The organism is Erwinia sp. BNK-24-b (assembly GCF_047456155.1).
Taxonomy (GTDB): domain Bacteria; phylum Pseudomonadota; class Gammaproteobacteria; order Enterobacterales; family Enterobacteriaceae; genus Erwinia; species Erwinia phyllosphaerae.
In genome coordinates this window covers 2,022,223-2,045,342 of record NZ_CP179901.1, presented here as the reverse complement: position 1 = coordinate 2,045,342, position 23,120 = coordinate 2,022,223, and the positions used below count along the sequence as shown (strand labels likewise).

The window sequence follows — 23,120 nt, the reverse complement described above, 5'->3', positions numbered from 1 at the left end:
AATTATTGCCATTACTACAGCATTTTCCGGCTCTTATGCGATCAAGATTGAGCATTAATTCTCTTTCCTGCGCTTTCCTCTGCTATAAAAAGGTTTTGGCGAAACAGAACGGAGTCACCATGCCTCAAAATCATCCACGCCCGCAGCGCGGCAAACTGAATGCGCCCTTTCAGCGTTATGGCAGTAGTGTATTGGGCGCGCCCCTGTTGTGGTTTCCCGCGCCACAGGCAGACGAGGAAAGCGGACTGATTCTGGCAGGCACGCACGGTGACGAAACGGCCGCCGTTATTACGCTTTCATGTGCGATGCGAACATTGCAGGATATGCATCGCCGTCACCATGTAGTGCTGGCCGTTAACCCGGATGGCTGCCAGCTTGGCTTGCGTTCAAATGCGCGGGGCGTCGATCTAAACCGTAACTTTCCAGCCGCGAACTGGCGCGCAGGCGAAACGGTCTACCGCTGGAACAGCGTGGCGGAGGAGCGGGACGTGGCGCTGTCGGCGGGAGAAAGCGCCGGTTCCGAGCCGGAAACGCAGGCGCTGTGCGCGCTGGTTCACCAGCTCAAGCCCGCCTGGGTTATCAGTTTCCATGAACCGCTGGCCTGTATTGAAGATCCGCATGCCAGCCCGCTGGGCCACTGGCTGGCGGCCAGAATGGCTTTGCCGCTGGTCACCTCGGTTGGTTACGCTACGCCCGGCTCTTTTGGCAGCTGGTGCGCTGACCTGAATTTGCCGGTGATTACCACAGAACTACCGCCCGTTTCAGCCGACGAGGCCAGCGAAAAATATCTGGATGCGCTGGTGGCCTTGCTAAGCCACGGCATTTGACAGCCTGATCCCGCCGCAGCAAAAAGGCAGTGCTGGCTCCGCGTCGCCAGCCAGCCAGGTTGGACCATCCAGATCGACAAAGCGCGACAGGTTAACCAACGGCAACGCGGCGCGGATAGCCCTGGAGGTGCAAAGCATGCAGCCCAGCATCACTTCCAGCCCGGCCTCTTTTGCCGCCGCCGCCAGCGCCAGCGCCTCGGTCAGGCCGCCTGTCTTATCCAGCTTGATGTTGATCATCTCGTAGCGTCCCGCCAGCGCGGGCAGCGTTGCTCGCGTATGGCAGCTTTCGTCCGCGCAGATCGGTAACGGATGGATAAAGTTTTCCAGCATGGCGTCATCGTCAGCAGGCAGCGGCTGCTCCAGCATCACGACGCCTAAATCCGCCAGCAGCTGACAGCGTGCCGCAAGCCCCTCGCTATGCCAGGATTCGTTGGCATCTACCACCAGCACCGCTTGCGGCACGGCAGCACGTATCGCCACCAGCCGCTCGGTAATCAGCGAGTTGTCCATCTTGATTTTGAGCAATCTTGCACCATTCTGCCACAGCGCCAGCGCGCTGCTTGCCATCACTTCTGGCGCTTCCAGGCTTATCGTCTGCGCCATTTCAATCGTATCCGGCTGAGCCATTGCGGTAAGCTGCCATAAATCGCTTTGCTGCCTGCGAGCCTGAAGATCCCATAATGCCGAGTCGATAGCGTTACGCGCAGCGCCTGCCGGCAGGGCCTGCTGTAGCTGTTCCCGCGTCATTCCCTGCTCCAGTTCGCTAATCAGTCCGGCAATTTGCGCCTGCACCGATGCAGCCGTTTCGCCATAGCGCGGATAAGGGGTACATTCGCCCACGCCTTTAATGCCCTCTTCTTCCACCTCAACCACCACCACGCCCGCCTCATTTCGCTCACCGCGAGCGATAATAAAAGAGGTGCGTAACGGCCAGCTTTCCGGCCAGACCTTAACTCTTCTCATTAGCGGTTCCTTTTGGCAGAGAACATCTTTACCCAACACCATAGTCATTCCATGTGGGACACACAATAAAGCGCGAAATGTTGCGCTTTTATCTGTTGGAGTTTAGCGCCATGTCTTACACTCAAGACAATGTTTACTGCGCTTATAAGGAAAGATTATGACTCAGACCGTACATTTCCAGGGCAACCCTGTTGCCGTAACGGGCCAGCTGCCGACGCCAGGCGAGACGGCAAAGCCGTTTTCACTGGTTGCCAAAGATTTTTCTGATGTTGCGCTCTCTCACTTTGCGGGCAAGCGCAAGGTGCTGAATATTTTCCCGAGTGTGGATACCGGCGTCTGCGCCGCATCGGTGCGCAAGTTCAACCAGCTGGCGGGTGAAATTGATAACGCGGTGGTACTCTGTATCTCTTCCGATCTGCCTTTTGCCCAGTCACGCTTTTGCGGTTCAGACGGGCTAAGCAATGTGATCACGCTGTCCACGCTGCGCGGCGATGAATTTAAAGAGGATTACGGTGTGGGCATTAGCGAAGGCGCGTTAAAAGGCCTGACTGCCCGCGCGGTGGTCGTGCTGGACGAGCACGATAAGGTTCTCTACAGCCAGCTGGTGGATGAGATTGCTACCGAGCCAGACTATGACAGTGCATTAGCCGCGCTGAAGTAATTTTTAAGGGCCGATCGGGTATCGGCCCTTGTCGCATGTTTAATCCGCAGGCTTTACCAGCTGTAACTCTACGCCCAGACATATCGCCTGTCTGGCATTGGTAACGCCGAGCTTTTTAACGATATTGGCAATATGAAATTTTATTGTGGTGGTTTTAATACCTAAAATCGTTCCGGTTTCGTCATAGGTTTTCCCCAGGCTAACCCAGTACAGGACGGCATTTTCTCGTTTAGTAAACAGCGCCAGCGGGGAGCTTTTATTTTCTTCAACTGACGAAGCCAGCGACAGATATTTTTCATGCAGGCTCGCCAGAAACAGATTCAGTCGGCCCTTATGAAACTTAATGATATGCGCCATTTCTTCCGCTACGTTGCCGTCATTAATTAGCGTCAGCGTAACCAGATTATTATTGTAGTCATGCAGTACAAACGTATAACCCTGACGAATATTGTAGCCTGCCGCCTTTTCGAACACGTCATCGCCATGATGATAGTTGCCCGACTTCATGTTTTCATTCCAGGCAAAGGGCGTCACACTTTTTAGCGCGGTACTGACGACCGGATCGGTACACTGCAGGTTATTATCAAAATAGTGCTGTACCCATTCTTGCGGATAGTTAGTGGCGTAGAAATTTAACACCATGCTTTTCTTTTCTAAAACGACATAGGCCCAGCTAAAGTTACCAAAACGGGCCAGCTCCGTTTCAATGTATTTCTGGATGACGTGAGCGTCTTTTTTCATTAACCGCTTCTCTTTTTATTGATGGGTACGCTACCGGTAGCATGCGTACCCTGGCTGCACGCTATTTTTCGTCACTGTCCGCTTTTTTACTCAAGCCATACTCGCGCAGCTTATTGGCGATAGCGGTATGCGAAACGCCAAGGCGCTTCGCCAGCTTGCGGGTACTGGGATAGGAAAGATAGAGTTTGGTTAATACCGAACGCTCAAAGCGGCTGGTAATGTCGTCCAGCGAACCTTCCATCGCCTCTTCGCCCAGCTGAATCGCCATGGTAGATTCGGGCAAAATGATATCCTGCGGCCGCAGCTCGTAGCCCTCCAGCTGCGTGAGCGCCCGATAAAGCGCGTTTTTCAACTGGCGCACGTTGCCAGGCCAGGTATAGCGGCTGAGAAAGGCGTTAAGCTGCGGAGAAAGCTTCGGCCTTGGCACGCCCTGCTCGTCAGCAAAACGCGCAACGAACATCTCTGCCAGCGGCAAAATATCCTGCGGACGGTCGCGCAGCGGCGGCAGGTTTAACGTCAGCACGTTAAGCCGATAGAAGAGGTCCTCACGAAACTCGCCGCGCTGCACCATTTCCGTCAGGTTTTTCTGCGTCGCGCAGATAACCCGCACGTTGACGTGCACTTCATGCTCTTCGCCAACGCGACGAAACGTGCCGTCATTAAGAAAACGTAGCAGCTTGGTTTGCATGCGCGGCGACATTTCGCCAATCTCATCCAGCAGCACCGAGCCGCCGTTGGCCTGCTCGAAAAAGCCCTTTTTACCTTCCAGCGCGTTGGGATAAGCCCCTGCCGCGTGACCAAAAAGCTCGCTTTCGGCCACGTCGTCCGGCAACGAAGCGCAGTTCAGCGCCAGGAACGGTTTCTTGCCGCGCGCGCTACGTAAATGACAGGCGCGAGCCAGCATATCTTTACCGGTGCCGGTATCACCAACAATCAGCAGCGGCGCATCCAGCATCGCCAGCTTGCGCGCCTGATCGACAACCTGCCGCATTTTCGGCGTTACCGCGACGATGTGCTGGAAGTCACTGTCGTCGTTAACCACCAGGTTTTGCAGCTGCTGGCCCATTCGTGCCGTAGATTTCAGCATCACTACCGCGCCCGCCAGCTCGTTTTCGCTGGCGGCAAAAATGGGCGTCACCTCCATCAAAAAGTCGCGGCCCTGAATAACAACGTGATGCGCCTGCGGTTCCCTGTGCTCGCTTTCCAGCCAGCGAAGAAAGTTAAAGCCGCTGATTAGCGCGCCCGCGCCGTAGTTGCGCATCTTTTCTTCATTAAGTGAAAACAGTGCCTGCGCCGCCGGATTGGCCAGTTCAACCTTACTTTTTAAATCGATAGAGAAAACCGGCTCCGGCAGCGCTACCAGCAGCGCGCTTAGCGCCCTGTGCTCGCGCTCGGAAGGCAAAAAGGCGATAGTGCGGACATCCGTCACGCTGGGGATACGGCGGATTTCCGCCATCAGCTGGCTGAACTGCTCGAAAGCCACGGCGGAAAAATTCAGGTAAATGCGCCCGATAGGGGCAATTTCGATGCCGCGCAGGTCAATGTTTCTTTCAACCAGCAGATCGAGCAGTTCGCGAGTCAGACCAAGTCGGTCCTGGCAAAAAACTTCCAGACGCATGTGTAAACCTTTATCAATTCCGGGCGAACGTTGATAATACCCCATTGACGCAGGGGTCAGAAGCGTTGCGGAAGCAAAAGTTGACAGTCGGCTATTTCTGCAACGTTTCTTTAAGTTTAACCACCAGATCGCGGCGGAAATCGCCTAACTTCGGCTTGTCACCCTCAAGCCAGGGCAGCGGACGGCAAAGCTCCATCGTTTTAATCCCCAGACGCGCGGTCAGCAAGCCAGCCCCGATCCCTTGAGCCGCGCGGGCAGAAAAGCGCGCGGCCAGGTCCTGCGACATCCAGTCCATGCCGACCTCTCTGATCAGTTCCGAAGCGCCCGCGAAAGCAATATTCAACAGCACCAGACGAAACAGGCGGATACGGCTGAAATAGCCCAGCTCAATACCGTAAAGTGCGGCAATACGGTTGACCAGACGCAGATTGCGCCAGGCGATAAAAGCCATATCAACCAGCGCCAGCGGGCTGACCGCAATCATCAACGTCGATTCTGCAGCGCTACGGCCGATTTCACGACGGGCCTGATTATCCAGCACCGGCTGCACTATTTGCGCATAGAGCGCCACGATTTCGCGATCGTTATGGGTTTCGTGCAGCGCCGCATGCCAGCTTTGTAGAGCAGGATGGCTACGATCCAGTCCCGCCTGCCGCGCCAGCTTTTCGCAAAACTCGCGGCCTTTGCCCATGCTCTGGCTGGCTAACAGCTCGCGGCCAATATCACGTTCTTCGGCGCGCTCGCGCAGGCGATAAAGCCGTCGCCATTCGCCGATTAACGAACCTGCTCCGGCGACCACTATTAAGCCTCCGGCCGCGCAGCTGCCCAGTCCAATCCAGTCCTGAGCCTGCCAGGCGTGATAAGTCCACTGCACGCCTTGCGCCACTACGCTTGCGCCAAACAGCGCCAGCCCGGTTTTTACCAGCGTGCGCCACAGGCTGCGTTTCGGCCTGAGCGCTGCCTCCACCGCTTTTTCGCCCGCATCTTCTTCTTCCGGCTGTTGCTCCGGATCGACAGCGATAAAACGTTCATCCTGTTGGGCAAAAAAGCGCGCGGCTTTAATGGTCTCGGTTTTTTCTTCCGTCAGCGGCTGTGCGAAATCTATACGTGGTTTAAGCGGTGCGTTCATCGCAGTTTATCTCCCAATAAAAATTCCAGCGCCGCGTCCAGACGAATATGCGGTAATGGCCGATCGGTTTCCGCCTTTTGCGGCCTGAACTGTTCAAAATGAAATCCCTGCTGCTGCCAGAACGCGTTATCCGGCAGGCGCGGCGGCACTTCTCCCGGATAGACGGTCAGCGGTTCGTTGTCGGCCAGACGATGGCCACGCAGCGCCGGGATTTTTTCACCCTGATGGTCGACCAGCCCGCTTTGCGTTGCCTGTACCGACGCCAGTCCCAGACAGTCCATGGTAATGCCTTCGAAAGCGGCATTTTGCCAGGCATCCTGTACCAGCTGTTGCAGTAGCGAAACCAGGTTGACATGCTGATCGCCGGTAACGTGATCGGATTTGGTGGCGGCAAACAGCAGCTTGTCGATCACGGGTGAAAACAGACGCCTGAACAACGTCCGCTGACCGTAAGAGAAGCTTTGCATCAGCTGCGTCAGCGCCAGCCGCATATCGTTAAAAGCCTGCGGGCCGCTGTTTAGCGGTTGCAGACAGTCGACCAGCACAATTTGCCGGTCGAAGCGCAGAAAGTGATTTTTATAAAAACCTTTAACTACATGCTGACAGTAATAGTTGTAACGCGCGCGCAGCATGCCGATATTGCTGCTGGCGTCGGCCTGCGCCAGCCTGGACTCGCCCATTTCCTCGACCTGCGGCCACGGGAAAAACTGTAAGGCCGGTGCGCCAGCCATATCGCCAGGCAAAACAAAACGGCCCGGCTGGATAAAATGCAGCCCTTCTTTTTTACACTTGAGCAGATAATCGGTCCAGGCTGCGGCGATCTCAGCAAGCCGGTTTTCATCAGCCGCCGCCAGCGGGTCTAACCCTTCGCAAAGCTTGCGCCACGTCATCGACCAGTCCGCACGATCGCCCTGGAGCAGGCTGGTCATCTGGCGCGACCAGCTCAGGTAATCCTGCGCCAGCATCGGCAGATCCAGCAGCCATTCGCCGGGATAATCGACAATTTCCAGGTAGAGCGTGGAGGTTTCTTTAAAATGGCGTAGCAGCGACTCGCGCGAGCGGTAGCGCAGTGCAAGACGCATTTCGCTTACGCCACGGGTGGGCGTGGGCCAGGCAGGTGTATCGCTATAGAGCTGCGCCAGCCCTTCGTCATAGGTAAAGCGCTGGATGCCCATATCGCGCTGGGGCACGCGTTTTACGCCCAGCAGACGGCCTTCGCGCGCGGCGGAAAACATCGGCAGGCGCGCACCGGCGTTGACGTTAAGTAGTTGGTTGACCAGCGAGGTAATAAAGGCGGTTTTGCCGCTGCGGCTCAGGCCGGTAACGGCCAGGCGCAGATGCCGATCTGCGCCCCTGTTCATCAGCGACAGCAATTCTGTCTGAAGTCGTTTCATTGGTCAGTATCCTTAAGACCGCTCCGTTTTGCGGCTCAGAATAGCATAGCCGCGACGATCAGGGTTTTTGCCAGCGTGCCGTGGCGCCGCGCAGCACGCGACGAATTAAAGGTTCCAGCGCCCAGGCCAGCACGATTTTCAGCGGGCGGCGGGCCACGGATTTCACCGCCCAACCCGTTAAGCCAGCCGGGCCGTAGCTCAGCACGCCCAGCAGGACAAATTTACCGGCCTTTTTTAGCGTGGGCGCGGCGTTACGTTGTAAAGCAGATTGCCAGTTGCGCATAACAGTTCTCCGGTAAATTAACGTCCTTACAGCTGGCGAAATCGGCTCCGCACGCTGAAAGTCTCTGAGGTTACATAGCGCTCAATATCGCGCAGATGCGCTTCTCCGCCCTGCAGCTCCGCTTCGAGCTTGTCCAGCAGCTGGTGTGCCGTCGGCGCTTTTTCGCTTTTTTCTTCACTTTCCGGCATTTCATCCAGCACAAACGCCAGAATAAAGTAGGCCACCAGCGTGACCATAAACAGGCCAAAAATCATCGACAGCACCACAATTACCCGCACCAGCCGCACCGGGATATCCAGATAGTCGGCAATACCGGCGCAAACGCCTTTGACCTTACCGCGAGCGGGAATGCGGTAAAGTTTTTTACTGCCGTTCGCTATCATGGCTGCCTCCAGTTGGGATGTTCAGCATCCAGAATCTCTTCCAGCGCCTGAATACGTTCCCGCATGCGGCGAGCATCCTGAGTCATCTGCTGTAGCCGTTGCAGTTCGCTTTGCGACAGTGTGGCATCACTGTTCTGACGGTTACTGTAGTGCAGCCATAGCCAGACCGGCGCCACAAACAGCATAAATATCGTCAGCGGTATCGCCAGAAATAACGCGCTCATTCACTCTCCTTGCTTGCATAAAACCGGGCATTCCACAGAATGCCACCGGGTAACAGTTACTCACTACGGTTCATTTTTGCTTTCAGCGCGGCCAGCTGTTCAGAAATAGCATCATCGGCCTGCAGTTCCGCAAACTGCTGATCCAGCGTTTTTGGTTTACCAAAACCGTGGCTTTCCGCTTCGGCTTCCATACTGTCGATGCGGCGTTCAAAAGATTCAAAGCGAGCCATCGCTTCATCAATCTTGCCGCTGTCCAGCTGGCGACGCACATCGCGAGAGGACGAAGCGGCCTGGTGGCGCAGCGTCAGAGCCTGCTGGCGGGCGCGGGTTTCGCTTAGCTTTTTCTCCAGCTCGCCGATTTCACCCTTCATGCGGCTTAACGTCTCTTCTACCTGTTCAACTTCACGCGTTAACGACGTGGTCAGATCGCTCAGCTTCTGTTTTTCGATCAGGGCAGCGCGAGCCAGATCGTCTTTATCTCTGCGCAGCGCCAGCTCCGCCTTTTCCTGCCATTCAGCCTGCTGAACTTCTGTCTGCTCAATACGACGCAACAGCTGTTTCTTTTCTGCCAGCGCCCGCGCCGACGTAGAGCGAACTTCCACCAGCGTATCTTCCATTTCCTGAATCATCAGGCGCACCAGCTTTTGCGGGTCTTCCGCTTTTTCCAGCAGCGAGTTGATATTGGCGTTCACGATGTCGGCAAAACGAGAAAAAATACCCATAATCACAATCCTCTTCATTCACTATTATTGGTGACCTGCTAACTACTATTCAAACGGCGTGCCAACTTTTATCTTGTTGATTTTGTGTAAATTAACTGATTTACATCTCGCAGCTTCTTGTCTAAGGTGGTGTAAATAACTAACACCTGGTGAAATTAATGGAAAAAGAGACACTGCTGGGCGAGTCGAACAATTTTCTGGAAGTGCTGGAGCAGGTTTCTCGTCTGGCGCCGCTAAATAAGCCGGTGTTGGTTATCGGCGAGCGTGGGACGGGTAAAGAGCTGATCGCCAGCCGTCTGCACTATCTTTCCGAGCGCTGGCAAGGCCCTTTCGTTTCGCTAAACTGCGCGGCATTAAACGAAAACCTGCTGGACTCCGAGCTTTTCGGCCATGAGGCCGGGGCTTTTACCGGCGCACAAAAACGCCATCTTGGCCGCTTTGAGCGCGCCGACGGCGGGACGCTGTTTCTGGACGAGCTGGCTACGGCACCGATGCTGGTGCAGGAAAAACTGCTGCGGGTAATTGAATATGGTCAGCTGGAACGCGTTGGCGGCAGTCAGCCGTTGCAGGTTAGCGTCCGGCTGGTTTGCGCCACTAATGCGGATTTGCCGCGCCTGGCTGAAGAGGGAAAATTTCGCGCCGACCTGTTAGACAGGCTCGCCTTTGATGTCGTCCAGCTACCGCCGCTGCGCGAGCGCCGTAGCGACATTCTGGTAATGGCGGAACATTTTGCTATTCAGATGTGCCGCGAGCTGGGCCTGCCTTTTTTTCCTGGTTTCTCCCCCCGTGCGCGGCAAACGCTGCTGGCTCATCACTGGCCAGGCAACGTGCGCGAGCTAAAAAACGTGGTAGAGCGCTCTGTCTATCGCCATAGCGACACGGAACAGGAACTTGATGCCATTGTTATCGATCCGTTCCAGCGCGCTTATGCCCCGGGTCCCACTGAAGCCGTCAGTGAGCAGCCGACGCTGCCGCTGGATTTACGCCGCTGGCAGCATCAGCAGGAAAAAGATTTGCTGCACAAGAGTCTGCATCAGGCGCGCTTTAACCAGCGGCGGGCGGCAGATCTGCTTGGCGTCACCTACCACCAGCTACGGGCCATGATGAAGAAGCATAACGTTGAGATAAAGACGGATGATTAATTTACGACTTTATGCCCTGCTTAACGCGTCGAGACTCTGTCCGGAAGGCTTCTAGAGCTTATCCAATAAATCACGGTAAATAGCGTAGTTTTCCGGCTCAAAGCAGACGATGTTTACGGCCTCAATATCGGCACTGGTTCTCTCCAGAATAACTTCTACGGCAATCTGCGCCGCCAGCTTTTTAGGAAAACGATAGATCCCGGTACTGATGTTTGGGAAAGAGAGTGTCTTGATGGCGTACTGGTCTGTTAGATCAAAGCAGCGATGATAAGCGCTGCGCAAGACGGCAGGCTCACCGTTTTGCCCGCCGTGCCAGACTGGTCCAACGGTATGAATTACGTACCGGGCAGGAAGATTGCCAGCGCCGGTGATAACAGCATCGCCTTCATTGCAGCCACCCTGACGATCGCGGATAGTCTGACATTCCGCCAGAATCGTTTTCCCGCCGGCCCGATGGATCGCGCCATCTACGCCTCCGCCGCCCAGCAGGGAAGAATTGGCCGCGTTAACGATCGCCTCGGCCGCTATTTTCGTAATATCACCTTGTAACAGCTTGATTTTATCTGACATAAGCGCCTCCTGTGTCTGTCAGTATAGCTGGCTGACCTGGTTTTGCCGTACGGGAGAATCGGTAAACGCGGCGTTTCTGACGCAAAAAAAAGCCCGCGCAAGGCGGGCTAAAAATACTGGAAGCAATGTGAGCAATGTCGTGCTCTTCTTCGGTAGAGCCACCGTTGAAGCGCAGGAGAATAATAATCATTCGCACTCTCGCTTGTAAAGCTTTTTGTTGATAATAATTCTCATTACCACAATAAGATCAGGCCTGTTCGGGCAACGCGATAGCCGATTTCTTCCGCAAACAGCCTTATCAGGCCCTGATAGCGCCATTAACATAAACCATAAGGCTGACAGCGGTCATCGAGACGATGCGTCAGCATGAAAAAGCGCCAGTTGTCCCGGCAAACTTTGGGGGTGACCGCAGAGTGCGGTACACTCACCCTATTGCCTGATATTTCAGATGACTTATGCGCACATTATTCCGTACTTTTCTTGTGGCACTTAGCCTGTTTAGCGCTTCGGTGGCGGCCAAAGCGCCAGACGATATTCGCCAGAGCGGATTCGTTTATTGCGTTAATGGCTCGGTGACAACCTTTAATCCGCAGATGGCGAGCGGCGGCCTGGTGGTGGATACGCTGGCCGCGCAGCTTTACGACCGCCTGCTGGATGTCGACCCTTATACTTATCGATTAATTCCTGAACTCGCTGAAAGCTGGGAAGTGCTGGATAACGGCGCAACCTATCGTTTTCACCTGCGCCACAACGTTGCCTTTCAGAAAACGGCATGGTTCACGCCCACGCGCTCAATGAATGCTGATGACGTGGTGTTCAGCTTTCAACGCGTTTTTGACCGTAAATCTGCCTGGCATAACGTGAACGGCGGCAGCTATCCCTATTTCGACAGCCTGCAGTTTGCCGACAGCGTCACCAGCGTGAAAAAAATTAACAGCGATACGGTAGAGATCCGCCTGAATGGCCCGGATGCTTCCTTTCTCTGGCATCTGGCGACGCACTACGCGCCGGTTCTTTCTGCCGAATACGCTGCAAACCTGACCAAAAAGGATCGTCAGGAGCAGTTGGACCGTCAGCCTGTAGGCACCGGCCCTTTTCTTCTCAGTGAATATCGCGCCGGTCAGTTTGTTCGCCTTGCACGTAACCCTGACTACTGGAAAGGCCTGCCGCGTATGTCGCAGGTAGTTATTGATATGGGCGCAGGCGGCACCGGACGACTTTCCAAACTGCTGACGGGAGAGTGCGACGTGCTGGCCTATCCGGCCGCCAGCCAGATTTCCGTGCTGCGTGACGACCCGCGCTTAAGGCTGACGCTGCGACCCGGTATGAACATCGCCTACCTTGCTTTTAATACGCGTAAGCCGCCTCTGGATCGCCCGGAGGTTCGCCAGGCGCTGGCGCTGGCGATTAACAACGAGCGGCTAATGGAGTCGGTTTATTATGGTACGGCGGAAACGGCGGCCTCAATACTGCCGCGTGCTTCCTGGGCCTATAACAATGAGGCCCGCGTAACGGAATACAATCCTGCGAAAGCGCGCGAGCAGCTTAAAGCGCTGGGGGTGGAAGATTTGCAGCTGTCGCTATGGGTGCCTGCCGCCTCACAGGCGTGGAACCCCAGCCCGCTTAAGGCCGCCGAACTGATTCAGGCAGATCTGGCGCAGGTCGGCGTCACGGTGAAAATTGTGCCGGTAGAAGGACGTTTTCAGGAAGCGCGCCTGATGGAGATGCATCACGACCTGACGCTCACCGGCTGGGCCACTGACAGTAACGATCCTGACAGCTTTTTCCGTCCGTTACTGAGCTGTGCCGCAATTGGTTCACAAACCAACTACGCGCACTGGTGCGATACGGAGTTTGACGACACGCTGCATAAAGCGCTGCTGTCACAACAGCTGGCATCGCGGATTGAGTATTATTCCAGAGCGCAAAGCATGCTGGCGCAGGCTTTACCGGTATTGCCACTGGCCTATTCGCTTCGACTTCAGGCTTATCGTTATGATATTCACGGGCTGGTGCTTAGCCCGTTCGGCAACGCCTCTTTTGCTGGTGTGTACCGCGATCGGGAGAGTAAATAACCGTGATTATTTATACCTTAAGAAGACTGGTGCTGTGGCTGGTAACGCTTGCCCTGCTGACGCTGGTGGGCTTTAGCCTGAGCTATTTTACGCCGCATGCGCCGCTGCAGGGCGCGTCCTTTACTGACGCGCTGATATTCTGGTATCAGGGATTACTACAGTTCGATTTTGGCGTCTCGAGCATTAACGGCGAGCCTATTGCAAAAGAGCTGCTGGAGGTTTTCCCGGCCACGCTGGAACTCTGCATCCTGGCCTTTGGCCTGGCGATGGCAACAGGGATTCCGCTGGGCATTGCGGCGGGCGTGATGCGCAATAAATGGCAGGATAAAACCATCAGCGTGCTGGCGCTGTTGGGTTTCTCTATGCCGGTTTTCTGGCTGGCGCTGCTGCTGACGCTCTTTTTCTCGCTGGATTTAGGCTGGCTGCCGGTTTCCGGCCGTTTCGATTTACTTTATCCGGTTAAGCAGGTTACCGGATTCGGCCTGATTGATGCGTGGCTTAGCCATTCCCCCTGGCGCAACGAAATGATGAAAAGTGCCCTGTTGCATTTGATTTTGCCCGTGACGGCGCTGGCGGTTGCGCCCACTACAGAGGTGGTGCGCCTGCTGCGTATCAGCACGCGTGAAGTTATGGAGCAAAACTATATTAAGGCAGCGGCAACGCGTGGCCTTTCAAGGCTGGCGGTTATTCGCCGCCATGTGCTGCATAATGCGTTACCACCTGTTATCCCACGCCTGGGATTACAGTTTTCTACCATGCTCACGCTAGCCATGATTACGGAAGTGGTTTTTAGCTGGCCTGGGCTGGGCCGCTGGCTGGTCGATGCTATTCGGCAACAGGATTACGCGGCCATCTCCGCTGGCGTGATGATGGTCGGCGGCCTGGTGATTACCGTAAACGTGCTGGCCGATATTCTGGGCGCGCTGACAACACCGCTTAAGCATAAGGAATGGTATGCGCTGCGCTAGCGCGGCCATGCTAAGTATGGGAGTGAATAACTTGAAGGTCTCGTAGAAGCGGCCAAAGAATGCCAGAAACACTCTTTATTAAAACGTATTTCTGGCTATTATCTGCTTCAAACAGCAAAACTCTCCTGAAATGGCTGCCGGTCTTCAGGGTTAATCTATGACCGACCCGTGCAGAAGCTCTGGAAATCCGGGCCAGAGGGATGCTTACCGGGAAAGGTGCAGAATTTGCCGTGTCGTTTTCAGTGCAGAATCAAATGGCGCGGTCGTCCGAACGATTTTTACCATTACGCTTGCCCCCATCCAGAGCTGGTAAAGGCTTTCAGCCACCTCTTCCGCTTCATTTTCAAGCGTTAAGGACCCTTCTGCAGCACCAGCTTTAAGCGCAGCAGCCAGACGAGAAATAATACCTGCGGTGCCGCGCATCAGCGTCACGCGCATCTTGTCGGACAGGTCGGCTACCTCAGCGCCCAGCTTGACGGCAAGACACTTGCCCTGGCAATCATAGAAGGATTGCGACTCCTGCCAGTTACGCCAGTAGTTTATTAGCCTTTGGGCATAGCTAATCCCTGACTGGTTGAGCGTTTCATCAAGTTCAGCAAGATAGGCATCGAAATAGCTTTCCAGCATCGCAACGCCAAAAGCTTCTTTTGAAGTGAAATAGTAATAAAATGACCCTTTAGGCACGTCGGACTCATCCAGAATTTCTTTCAGACCGACCGCCGAAAACCCTTTGCCCGCCATGATGCGCTGGCCCGTGGCAAGAAGATGTTCGCGAGTTTGCTGGTTGTGCTGCTGCGTCACTGTTTTCATTCGCTTACTCTATCAACAAACAGACCAGTCGTCTACGAAATGGCGTGTGGCAATGCCCTCAGGAAGAGCGTCAGATGCAGCTTACAGAAAGAAAAAAAGCTTATTAAGATTGTGAGCTTTAAATATTCTCATTCTGCCTCTGTCAAGGCAGCGCTCTAATGGTGCGGATTATCAAAGCTGAGGCAGCGAATTTATCGCCACCTCAGAGGTTCAGGCATGATTTATTGAGCCAGTTTATGCAGTAACTGCTCGGCCGTAGCCGCAGAAGAGGTCGGGTTTTGGCCTGTAATAAGCTGACCATCGGTGACCACGTATGAACTCCAGTCAGGGCCTTTTGAATAAAGACCGCCTTTTGCAATCAGCTCATCTTCTACCAGAAACGGCACCACCTGAGTCAGCCCTACTGCTTCCTCTTCCGAGTTAGTAAATCCGGTGACCTTACGGCCTTCTACCAGTGCTTTGCCTTCCTGTGTTTTTACATGGCGCAAAACGCCTGGCGCATGACAAACAAACGCAACGGGTTTTTCGGCAGCGATAAAAGCTTCAATCAGAGCGACAGAGTGCTTATCTTCCGCCAGATCCCATAGCGGGCCGTGGCCGCCAGGATAGAAAACGGCGTCAAAATCAGCCTGTGAAACAGTGTCGAGTCGAACGGTGGCAGCCAGTTGTGCTACTGCCGCCGTATCTGCCTCAAAGCGATGTGTGAGTGCGGTCTGGAAATCGGGTTCGTTACTTTTCGGGTCAAGCGGCGGATTTCCACCCTGCGGCGAGGCCAGCACGATCTCTGCGCCCGCATCTTTAAAGACATAATAAGGCGCGGCCAGTTCTTCAAGCCAGAAACCTGTTTTACGGCCGGTGTCACCCAGTCGATCGTGTGAGGTCAGTACCATAAGGATCTTCATCGTTTTACTCCTGCCTGTATCATTGATTTATATTAGACCGGTCGACTATAAATCTTATAAAAAAAGTCGACCTACTGTCGGTTTATATAACGCCTTTCTGTTTTCCCGTGCCCTGTGCGGCTGATAAAGAGCCTGTTGATGTAAAATTACTTTTACCAGCATTCCAGATTCGTGTCAGGTTATCTGCTTTGCTATCAGCTATGCGCTAACTCAGTATTTAAGTTAGCACCTAATAGACCGGTCGTCTACAAGCAAGGCAATAAAATTTTGTGCACCTGACTTTTCCTCGCGCTGCTGCCCTGTTCCCGTCCCACGCTGCTTAAACGCGGACATAGTGTCATCACAAGGGTATTCCTGCATAATCTTCCCTGCTTTTTATCTGTCCTGAATGACTTCTTAGGTCAAATCGTAACCTTCATTAACCCAGGCTCGAAATTGCTGCCCGCGTTTCCTTGCCTGAGACCGCGTTATCGAAGGATAATCGCCTATGCTAAGTGGTAAGGTTGTACCTTTCCGGCACACAAAAAGAGATTAAATCACTGATAATATGGTAAATTGTGAAGTGACTCTAAACACACTAAAACAACACAAAGCGATATCGTATGCCCTCCGATAATATCTACGCCGAAAAACGGCTACCCAGCACGTTTCGCAATGCCTGGCGGCTGTTCTATCGCGACACGTCCGCCATGATCGGCTTTTACACTTTTATCGCGCTGATTTTGCTGTGTCTTTTTGGTCGACTGCTGGCTCCCTATAATCTTGACCAGCAGTTTTTAGGCTACCAGCTGTTGCCGCCCTCCTGGTCCCGATACGGTGACGTTTCCTTTTTCCTCGGCACGGACGATTTAGGCCGCGATTTGCTGAGCAGGCTGCTGAGTGGCGCGGCGCCTACGGTAGGTTCGGCTCTGGTTATTACCCTGCTGGCCTCGTTGTGCGCCATGATATTGGGTGTATTTGCCGGTCTGACTCGCGGGCTGCGTTCTGCCGTCATGAATCATATTCTGGATACGTTTCTTTCCATCCCCTCGCTGCTGCTGGCGATTATCGTGGTGGCGTTTTTTGGGCCGGGACTCAGCCACGCCTGGCTTGCGGTTTTCCTGGCCATTATTCCTCGCCTGGTGCGTTCTGTTTATACCGCCGTGCACGATGAACTGGAAAAAGAGTATGTAACCGCCGCCCGACTGGATGGGGCCAGCAGCATGAATATTCTGCGCTACGCCATTTTCCCCAATATCCTGGCGCTGCTGGTATCGGAGTTCACCCGCGCGCTGTCAATGGCCATTCTGGATATCGCCGCGCTGGGCTTTCTGGATCTTGGCGCGCAGTTGCCTTCTCCTGAATGGGGAGCCATGCTTGGCGATGCGCTGGAACTGATTTACGTCGCGCCCTGGACTGTCATGCTGCCCGGCGCGGCCATCATGCTTAGCGTCCTGATTGTTAATTTGTTAGGTGACGGCATTCGCCGGGCCATTGTTGCGGGAGTTGAATAAATGCCGCTGCTCGATATACGTAACCTGACCATTGAATTTATGACTGCCGACGGGCCGGTAAAAGCAGTCGATCGCGTCAGTATTACGCTGAGCGAAGGCGAGGTCCGCGGGCTGGTTGGCGAGTCTGGTTCCGGCAAGAGCCTGATTGCCAAAGCCATTTGTGGCGTCACCAAAGAAAACTGGCGCGTGACGGCCGATCGTATGCGCTTTGACGATATCGACCTGCTAAAGCTTTCACCGCGCGAAAGACGCAAGCTGGTCGGTCATAATGTCTCAATGATTTTTCAGGAACCGCAGTCTTGTCTGGATCCTTCCGAAAGCATTGGCAAACAGCTCCGGCAGGCTATCCCCCGCTGGACCTGGAAAGGCCGCTGGTATCAGCGCTTTCGCTGGCGGCATCGCCGCGCTATCGAGCTGTTACACCGCGTCGGGATTAAAGATCATAAAGATATTATGCGCAGCTTTCCTTACGAGCTGACTGAAGGCGAATGCCAGAAAGTGATGATCGCGATTGCGCTGGCCAACCAGCCGCGGCTGTTAATTGCCGATGAGCCGACCAATGCGATGGAGCCGACTACCCAGGCGCAAATATTCCGCCTGCTTTCACGCCTTAACCAGAACAACAATACGACTATTTTGCTGATTAGCCACGACCTGCAGATGCTAAGCCACTGGGCAAACCGCATCAACGTAATGTATTGCGGACAAACTGTTGAAACGGCGCTTAGTGAAGATCTGATTAGTACGCCGCATCATCCTTATACCCAGGCGCTCATCAGGGCCATGCCCGATTTTGGCCGTTCGCTGCCGCATAAAAGCCGCCTGAACACGCTGCCCGGCGCTATCCCTTCGCTGGAGCATTTGCCTATAGGCTGTCGGCTGGGGCCGCGCTGTCCCTATGCACAGAAAAAGTGTATTGAAACGCCCCGTCTGACCGGTAGCAAATCACATCTGTTTGCCTGTCATTTCCCGCTCAATATGGAGAGCCAGTGATGATAGAAACGCTGCTGGAAGTGCGTAACCTCAGTAAAACCTACCGCTACCGCACCGGCCTTTTCCGGCGACAGCATGTGGAAGCGGTAAAGGAAGTCAGCTTTACGCTGCGGGAAAAGCAAACGCTGGCGATTATTGGTGAAAACGGTTCCGGGAAATCAACGCTGGCCAAAATGCTTAGCGGCATGGTTGCGCCGAGCGCGGGCAATATTTTAATCGACGACCATCCGCTGGAATATGGCGATTACGGCTACCGCAGCCAGCGCATTCGCATGATCTTTCAGGACCCTTCTACCTCGCTTAATCCGCGCCAGCGTATTGGGCAAATTCTGGATTTCCCGCTGCGGCTGAATACAGATCTTTCCGCTAAAGAGCGGGAAAAACGCATTATCGCCACCCTGCGCCAGGTTGGATTGCTGCGCGACCACGCCGCTTATTATCAGCATATGCTGGCACCGGGACAGAAACAGCGTGTAGGCCTGGCGCGCGCGCTGATTTTACAGCCAAAAGTGATCGTCGCCGACGAAGCGCTGGCCTCGCTGGATATGTCAATGCGCTCGCAGCTGATCAATCTGATGCTGGAGCTACAGGATAAGCACGGTATTGCTTATATCTACGTGACGCAGCATCTGGGCATGATGAAACACATCAGCGATCAGGTTATCGTGATGCACCAGGGCGAGGTGGTTGAGCGCGGCAGTACCGCCGACGTGCTGGCTTCTCCGCTGCACGATTTAACCAAACGGCTGATTAACAGCCACTTTGGCGAAGCGCTGACCGCCGACGCATGGCGCAAAGACCGGTAAATCCTTCTCCCCAGACCGTTTATTCTGCCATGAATAAGCGGTTATTCCACATAATACGCTGAACTCCCTCTCTTTATGCTTTTATGCTATTTATTAGCACCTATTGGTCTTTTGTCTGCCTTTTAGCTTGCGCGAGGATAAGCACAGCTAATACTAGAAGGAATGACTATGGAACAGCGTCGGCCAGAAAGCCACAGCCACTGGTATCACGAAACACAGTCTACCCGTGCCACTCAGGCACAGCCGCTGGTTCCCGAGGCCGCCGAAATTGAAGATCGCTTTTTACTGGGCCTGGCAGCGCTGTGCAAAAATGATCTGCAGGAAACGCTACAGGCCGCCCAGCCTGCGTTGCTGGCCTCCAGAGATCTTTACCAGCTGCTTTTTCCTCAGGATCTTGTTACCTCTTTAACGCATACGCTAACGCTGTACGACCGGCTCAGCACCGCGCTGACCGTAGCGCAGGTGACCGGCGTGCAGCGGCTGTGCAACCATTATGCCGCTCGCCTGAATCCTTTAAGCGGCCCGGACTCGTCGCGGGAAAGCAATCGTCGCCTCACGCAAATTACCGAGTATGCTCGCCAGCTGGCTACCCAGCCGACGCTGATTGACGAAGCGGCGCTGCAAAGACTGGATGAAGCAGGCCTGACCGCCCCCGATATTATTACCTTTAGCCAGGTCATCGGCTTTGTCTGTTACCAGGCGCGCGTGGCGGCTGGCATCCATGCGCTGCTCGGCCTGCCGGTACGCTGGATACCCGGCGTAACTATCCCGCCGGATGCAGAAGCGCTTTGCTTTGCACGGCGGCCGGCCTGGCGCCCCAGACTGTCGGCGGTTGAACTGCGCTATGCCTCTGACAGCCAGCTGGAAGCCTTAACCTTTTGCCAGCCGCAGCGAGCGGTGAGCGAAAGCGCCTGGCTGTTGGCACACGATGGCGATGCGCTGTATGGCTGGAGCAAGCTGATTAACGAACTTGAAGGGAAAATTACCTCGCCGGAAGGCCAGCTTGCCGCCGCTGTCGCCGCCCGCATTAACGGCAGCCCGGTTTGCTTTTATCGCTATGCGCCAGAGAAGCTGCGCGATTTGTTGCAGGCGGGGATTGAAGAAGCGGCCGCGTCGGCTTCTGCAAAGGATAAAGCTATTATTCAGGCAGCGGCGCAGCTCACCCGTTCGCCGGAGCGTTTTAGCGCAGCCCATTTACAGCCGCTGACGGAAGCAGGCTTTTCGCAGCCGCAAATTTTCAACGTTATTTTCAGTACGGCCCTGGCGGCCTGGAACAACCGGCTGATGCAGTCGCTCGGCACAGGTTAAACGCACGTCGCGCAGGCTTGCGGAGAAACTGCCTAGCCCGTTTCCCCTCAGGCCTGAAGATAACAGAGCCAGTTCACCGCTGACTTAACCAGCGGCGCACCTCGTCAAAAAAGTGCTGCGCCAGCGGCGTGGCCCGCCCCGGTTCAGCAATAACCACAGCGGCCTGACGCGTCATTGGTGCAATCGCCAGCGGACGTGCCTGCAGTTCCGGCGTCATGGAAGGGAGCAAATGCCCTCGCGGCGAAATCAGGCAGCCTAAACCGACCTGTGCGCCCTGGGTCAGCAGGAAAACAGAAGTTGTTTCCAGAATTACCCGTAAATGGATACCGGCTTCGCGGAAATGGCTGTCCAGATAGCGCCGGAAGTAACGCGTTTGCTCTGCCAGGCAAAAAGGGATCTCAGTGAGTGCATTCAGCTCAAGCGGTTCATCCCCCGCCAGCTGAGGAAAATGATCGGGATGAAAGACCACTTCAACCCCGCCATCCTGCAGTAGCTCGGCCTGAAAATGCAGTTCGCGTAGCGTGGCCAGCTCAAAGAAACCGATGCCGACGTCCACCGTATAGCTATTAAGCGCATCCAGTAGCTGATCGGCGCTCAGTACAGAGACGCGATAGTCAAGCTGCGGATAGCGTTCCTGAATGCCCTTCAGTACTACCGTCAAAGAGATGCTACATTGCGGCACCACGCCAATACGCAGCGTGCCGGAGACGCCATGCTTAAGCGATTCGACCTCCAGCTTGAGCCCTTGATATACCGAAACGATTTCTCGCGCCCACGTCAATACGCGTTCGCCTTCAGGGGTAAAACCGTCAAAATTATTGCTGCGATTAATTAACGATAATCCCAGCTCGCGCTCCAGATTTTTCAGGCGCATAGAGAGCGTCGGCTGGCTGACAAAGCTGGCCTCCGCCGCACGACCAAAATGGCGTTCGCGTTCAAGATTGCACAGGTAGATAAGCTGTTTTATATCCATTTTTCTTATTTTTCAATGTATTGACTTTGTGGATCGCGGCCAAACCGGATGGTGTGTACTTAATGATGTACTAAATAAAAATCTACCTGCCAGGCGCGCTGCCGCTTTGCGGATGAAGAGTGATATCGTGCCAGATTTCACACATTATACTTAGTAATGAATGCGTTATGACTATACAAAAGGCAGGACAAGGTGGGCTGAAGAGCCGAGTTGCCGTACTGTTCAGGGTTTTCCGCAGGCTTTTTTACTCAGCTACTATAGAACTTTTTGCTACTTATTGCCCCCGATTCCGGAGGCAATAGTCGTCAGAGATTAAAAACTTTCCCAGTTTCCTGCCGCGCTGACTGCTTCCTGCGGCTGGAGACGCGTGACGGGCTGCTTAACAAAGCGATCGCTCTTTTTACTGCCTGATTCTGAACTTAGCTTAAACGCGGATACCAGCGCGCTGAGCGTCTCCGCCTGCCCTTGTAAAGATCGGGATGCCGATGAAGCTTCCTCGACCAGCGCGGCGTTCTGCTGGGTCACTTCATCCATTTGCCCCATAGCCAGATGCACCTGCTCAATCCCGCGGCTTTGCTCGGCGGCAGAAGTGGCAATTTCATTAACGATGGTCGCGACCTGATTAATTGAGCTTGTCACTTTCTCTGTATTTTCACCCACGTTTGCCGCCTGCAGCGTACCGCTTTCAACGTGTTGCACAGAGGCAACGATCAGTTCTTTAATTTCTTTCGCGGCTGACGAAGATCGCTGGGCAAGATTACGCACTTCGCTTGCCACAACGGCAAAACCACGTCCGTGCTCACCGGCTCTGGCAGCTTCTACTGCGGCATTGAGTGCCAAAATATTTGTCTGGAATGAAATACCTTCAATCAAGCCCGTTATTTCAGAAATTTTTCCGGAACTGGTGCGGATATCTTCCATCGTTAACAGCATCTCTTTCACCGATCTGCCGTTTTCAGCAGACAGCTTATTGGCATTGTCAGCTAAATCACTTGCCCGGCTGGCGCTGGAGGAGTTGGTTTTAACCGCGTCACTTAAAGTGGCCATGCTGGCTGAAGTTTGTTCAAGGGATGCTGCCTGCTCTTCCGTACGTGAAGACAGGTCTTCGTTCCCTGCTGCAATCTGCGACGAACCCGCGCTGACCGACAGTGAAGAACTGTGTACCGCAGACAAGGTTTCGGAGAATTTAGCTAACAGCTTATTAAAAGCTGCGGCGGTTTTACCCACCTCGTCGGCACGGCTTTCATCTGCCAGACAGGTAAGATCCAGCGTTTCGCTGGCACCGATCATCGTTCTTTCCATGCTGGACAAGCTTTTTCTGATATTCAATATCGTTTTAATGGTAAAGAAGCTCAAAATAATAATAATGAAGGCGATAGCTATCGACATGGTCCAGATGGTTTTCTTATAGATACTTTCATTAATCAGCTTCAGGTTATCGCCAATATTAACATTAAATTCAATCTGCTTATTTAAGTCGTCCGTTAATTTACGGCCATTCTTACCAATCCCCGCATCACCCTGCAGCAGGGAGTTCGACAAACTATTATTATGGGCACGTGCGGCACTGAGAAAATCAGGTAGCGAGGCACGGATTGCATCAATATCGTGATATATCTGCTCTGTCATGCCACGATCTTCATCATTAGAAATATCGTTTGCCATATAATTGTCGGCTGATTTTTTTAAATCATCCAGAACGGCATTGATTTTTAATTCGATGGCCGGGTGCTGGGTGTCATCCGTCACTGACTGATACTTGTAAAGAGACAATCCTAAGTTATTTGCTGCGCTTAGTGATTTATTCAGATCCTTGATGCTGGGAATAGAGTTGTTTTGCACATATTCAAAGCGGGATTGAAAACCGGATATGATCGTTAAAGAGACAACAGACAGCGTACATAACGCCATAACTAATAAGGTAAATGTTGAAAATAAACGCTGCGTGATAGTCATGTATACCTCAGACCCGACAATTTTTATGAAAAAATGGTACCCCTGTTCTTCGCCTAAGGTTATCGGCCTGCGCGTATAAAAATTTAGCTTTAAGCCCTGCTTTTCTGCGTTTTTCGATCGGGTGATGCAACTGCTTATTTATGCTGGTTTATTATTTTTTGCGTACCGCTTTTATCGAT

The 23,120-nt window shown here is 53.9% G+C and carries 23 protein-coding genes; 9 read left to right on the top strand and 14 right to left on the bottom strand.

Annotation, left to right across the window (positions count from 1 at the left end):
- Positions 1-119: 119 nt before the first annotated feature.
- Positions 120-827, top strand: coding sequence for a murein tripeptide amidase MpaA (gene mpaA / locus ACMGGR_RS09145; protein WP_414148696.1), 708 nt, complete (start codon positions 120-122; stop codon positions 825-827).
- On the opposite strand, the gene ycjG is transcribed toward mpaA, so the two are convergent.
- A complete protein-coding gene (gene ycjG, locus ACMGGR_RS09140; protein WP_414148695.1) occupies positions 810-1,790 on the bottom strand; it encodes an L-Ala-D/L-Glu epimerase in 981 nt (326 codons plus the stop codon). The two genes, mpaA and ycjG, sit on opposite strands and share 18 nt — an antisense overlap.
- A 157-nt stretch (positions 1,791-1,947) precedes the next feature.
- Here ycjG and tpx point away from each other — a divergent pair, with 157 nt between their 5' ends.
- Positions 1,948-2,451, top strand: a complete 504-nt coding sequence (gene tpx, locus ACMGGR_RS09135; protein ID WP_246759617.1) for a thiol peroxidase — start codon at positions 1,948-1,950, stop codon at positions 2,449-2,451.
- A gap of 39 nt (positions 2,452-2,490) precedes the next feature.
- Here the strand turns inward: tpx and ACMGGR_RS09130 are convergent, their stop codons facing one another.
- The 8 genes from ACMGGR_RS09130 to pspA form a co-directional block, all read right to left on the bottom strand.
- Complete coding sequence (locus ACMGGR_RS09130) at positions 2,491-3,192, bottom strand: LuxR family transcriptional regulator (RefSeq protein ID WP_246759618.1); 702 nt, start codon at positions 3,190-3,192, stop codon at positions 2,491-2,493.
- 61 nt (positions 3,193-3,253) lie between these two features.
- Entirely contained in the window at positions 3,254-4,810 is a 1,557-nt protein-coding gene (gene tyrR, locus ACMGGR_RS09125; RefSeq protein WP_246759620.1) for a transcriptional regulator TyrR, read from the bottom strand.
- Positions 4,811-4,901: 91 nt separating this feature from the next.
- The gene (locus tag ACMGGR_RS09120) at positions 4,902-5,939 is read right to left on the bottom strand and encodes a TIGR01620 family protein (protein ID WP_414148694.1); all 1,038 of its coding nucleotides are present in this window, start codon (positions 5,937-5,939) and stop codon (positions 4,902-4,904) included.
- Positions 5,936-7,333 carry a YcjX family protein gene (locus ACMGGR_RS09115; RefSeq protein ID WP_414148693.1) on the bottom strand — a complete coding sequence of 466 codons (1,398 nt, stop codon included), beginning with the start codon at positions 7,331-7,333 and terminating at the stop codon, positions 5,936-5,938. The genes ACMGGR_RS09120 and ACMGGR_RS09115 overlap by 4 nt, the downstream gene beginning before the upstream one ends.
- 58 nt (positions 7,334-7,391) lie before the next feature.
- Complete coding sequence (gene pspD / locus ACMGGR_RS09110) at positions 7,392-7,616, bottom strand: phage shock protein PspD (RefSeq protein ID WP_246759624.1); 225 nt, start codon at positions 7,614-7,616, stop codon at positions 7,392-7,394.
- Between the two features lie 26 nt (positions 7,617-7,642).
- The gene (gene pspC / locus ACMGGR_RS09105; protein WP_414148692.1) at positions 7,643-7,999 is read right to left on the bottom strand and encodes an envelope stress response membrane protein PspC; all 357 of its coding nucleotides are present in this window, start codon (positions 7,997-7,999) and stop codon (positions 7,643-7,645) included.
- Positions 7,996-8,223, bottom strand: coding sequence for an envelope stress response membrane protein PspB (gene pspB, locus ACMGGR_RS09100; RefSeq protein WP_246759626.1), 228 nt, complete (start codon positions 8,221-8,223; stop codon positions 7,996-7,998). Before pspB ends, pspC begins: the two co-directional genes overlap by 4 nt.
- Positions 8,224-8,279: 56 nt before the next feature.
- Positions 8,280-8,945: a phage shock protein PspA gene (gene pspA / locus ACMGGR_RS09095; protein WP_414148691.1), complete on the bottom strand. Its 666-nt coding sequence runs from the start codon at positions 8,943-8,945 to the stop codon at positions 8,280-8,282.
- 158 nt (positions 8,946-9,103) lie between these two features.
- Here pspA and pspF point away from each other — a divergent pair, with 158 nt between their 5' ends.
- Positions 9,104-10,087, top strand: coding sequence for a phage shock protein operon transcriptional activator (gene pspF, locus ACMGGR_RS09090; protein WP_414148690.1), 984 nt, complete (start codon positions 9,104-9,106; stop codon positions 10,085-10,087).
- Positions 10,088-10,138: 51 nt separating this feature from the next.
- On the opposite strand, the gene ACMGGR_RS09085 is transcribed toward pspF, so the two are convergent.
- Complete coding sequence (locus ACMGGR_RS09085; RefSeq protein ID WP_414148689.1) at positions 10,139-10,657, bottom strand: O-acetyl-ADP-ribose deacetylase; 519 nt, start codon at positions 10,655-10,657, stop codon at positions 10,139-10,141.
- A gap of 455 nt (positions 10,658-11,112) precedes the next feature.
- Here ACMGGR_RS09085 and sapA point away from each other — a divergent pair, with 455 nt between their 5' ends.
- Positions 11,113-12,732 carry an ABC transporter substrate-binding protein SapA gene (sapA, locus tag ACMGGR_RS09080; protein WP_246759632.1) on the top strand — a complete coding sequence of 540 codons (1,620 nt, stop codon included), beginning with the start codon at positions 11,113-11,115 and terminating at the stop codon, positions 12,730-12,732.
- Between the two features lie 2 nt (positions 12,733-12,734).
- On the top strand, positions 12,735-13,700 hold the full coding sequence (sapB, locus tag ACMGGR_RS09075; protein ID WP_246759634.1) for a putrescine export ABC transporter permease SapB: 966 nt from the start codon (positions 12,735-12,737) through the stop codon (positions 13,698-13,700).
- Between the two features lie 204 nt (positions 13,701-13,904).
- Here sapB and ACMGGR_RS09070 read toward each other — a convergent pair whose 3' ends face one another.
- Both ACMGGR_RS09070 and ACMGGR_RS09065 read right to left on the bottom strand, forming a co-directional pair.
- Positions 13,905-14,510, bottom strand: coding sequence for a TetR/AcrR family transcriptional regulator (locus ACMGGR_RS09070; RefSeq protein ID WP_246759640.1), 606 nt, complete (start codon positions 14,508-14,510; stop codon positions 13,905-13,907).
- Between the two features lie 221 nt (positions 14,511-14,731).
- Entirely contained in the window at positions 14,732-15,412 is a 681-nt protein-coding gene (locus ACMGGR_RS09065) for a type 1 glutamine amidotransferase domain-containing protein (RefSeq protein ID WP_246759641.1), read from the bottom strand.
- Positions 15,413-16,014: 602 nt separating this feature from the next.
- Here ACMGGR_RS09065 and sapC point away from each other — a divergent pair.
- The 4 genes from sapC to ACMGGR_RS09045 all read left to right on the top strand — a co-directional run bounded on the left by sapC (position 16,015) and on the right by ACMGGR_RS09045 (position 20,012).
- Positions 16,015-16,905, top strand: a complete 891-nt coding sequence (sapC, locus tag ACMGGR_RS09060) for a putrescine export ABC transporter permease SapC (protein WP_246759642.1) — start codon at positions 16,015-16,017, stop codon at positions 16,903-16,905.
- A complete protein-coding gene (sapD, locus tag ACMGGR_RS09055; protein ID WP_246759643.1) occupies positions 16,906-17,898 on the top strand; it encodes a putrescine export ABC transporter ATP-binding protein SapD in 993 nt (330 codons plus the stop codon). It abuts the gene before it with no gap.
- A 2-nt stretch (positions 17,899-17,900) separates the two neighbouring features.
- Positions 17,901-18,704, top strand: a complete 804-nt coding sequence (sapF, locus tag ACMGGR_RS09050; protein WP_414148936.1) for a putrescine export ABC transporter ATP-binding protein SapF — start codon at positions 17,901-17,903, stop codon at positions 18,702-18,704.
- Between the two features lie 168 nt (positions 18,705-18,872).
- Positions 18,873-20,012 (top strand): CMD domain-containing protein, encoded by a 1,140-nt coding sequence (locus tag ACMGGR_RS09045; RefSeq protein ID WP_414148688.1) that lies wholly within the window; start codon positions 18,873-18,875, stop codon positions 20,010-20,012.
- 73 nt (positions 20,013-20,085) lie between these two features.
- Here ACMGGR_RS09045 and ACMGGR_RS09040 read toward each other — a convergent pair whose 3' ends face one another.
- Together ACMGGR_RS09040 and ACMGGR_RS09035 are read right to left on the bottom strand one after the other, a co-directional pair.
- Positions 20,086-20,985: a LysR family transcriptional regulator gene (locus ACMGGR_RS09040; RefSeq protein WP_246759645.1), complete on the bottom strand. Its 900-nt coding sequence runs from the start codon at positions 20,983-20,985 to the stop codon at positions 20,086-20,088.
- Between the two features lie 312 nt (positions 20,986-21,297).
- Positions 21,298-22,941 carry a methyl-accepting chemotaxis protein gene (locus ACMGGR_RS09035; protein WP_414148687.1) on the bottom strand — a complete coding sequence of 548 codons (1,644 nt, stop codon included), beginning with the start codon at positions 22,939-22,941 and terminating at the stop codon, positions 21,298-21,300.
- Positions 22,942-23,120 lie beyond the last annotated feature (179 nt).